At 41.4% G+C, this 877-nt stretch carries 1 protein-coding gene and 1 pseudogene; both read left to right on the top strand.

The genetic code is table 11. The annotated features are described in order from the left end of the window. A pseudogene (locus EGI24_RS21910) lies at window positions 1-625 on the top strand (collagen-like protein); the annotation flags it as partial. A gap of 29 nt (window positions 626-654) precedes the next feature. Beyond that, window positions 655-877, top strand: a 223-nt coding sequence (locus EGI24_RS14590) for a hypothetical protein (protein WP_255049200.1), incomplete at its 3' end; no start/stop codon positions are given.

The raw sequence follows: 877 nt of genomic DNA, 5'->3' as shown, positions 1-877 counted from the left end.
TGGTGCTACAGGATCGAATGGTTCAACTGGTTTAACTGGTGCTACTGGAGCCACTGGATCTGCTGGTTCAAATGGAGCAACAGGAGCTACAGGTCCAACTGGTTCAACAGGTGCTCATGGAGCCACTGGGGCTACAGGACAGAATGGTTCAACTGGTTTAACTGGTGCTACAGGAGCAACAGGATCAGCGGGTTCGAATGGTTCAAATGGAGCGACAGGTGCTACAGGTGCTACAGGTGCTACAGGTGCAACAGGAGCAGCTGGTTCTGCCTCAATTTCTATAGATGCAAGTATTAGTGGTACTTCTAGTAACTCAAGCGTTTTTGGTAGTGCTAACGGCACGGAGGTTTATACCACCACTGTGGCAACTGCTGGCATTTATATGGTAAATTTTTCTTTGAAAGCTACTATTTTAGGTGGAACAAACATAATTGCTTATTTGCGACAAAATACAACAGACATAGCATATGATGGTGGTTATTATAATGCTGGGGGCACAAATGATGCTATTATAAATTTGACCGGTATAGTAAATGCTTCGGTTGGAAATACCATTTCCATAAGAGTATCTGCTTCTAATGGAACGCACCCAATAACTGGCAAAATAACGATTGTAAAATTATAATTTATGTACTTTTCAAGGTACTGGCAACCATGAGAATAAAAAAACTTACAATTTTTATTGCTGTCATAGGCGTTTTTATATCCTCAATGATTCATGCCCAAGTGTCAATTAGTTCGAAAGTAATTGGTACATCGGGAGGGAATTCACTGGGAAGCGACCTTCAAGTTTCATGGACCTTAGGTGAAACTTTTACCACTGAATTGACAGGAGTGAATTTGGCACTCACTCAAGGTTTTCAACAAAGCATATGTA

This window comes from Lacihabitans sp. CS3-21, assembly GCF_024343675.1.
GTDB lineage: Bacteria > Bacteroidota > Bacteroidia > Cytophagales > Spirosomataceae > Leadbetterella.
The sequence above is the reverse complement of the archived record's forward strand: the minus strand, read 5'-3'. Positions and strand labels throughout refer to the sequence as shown.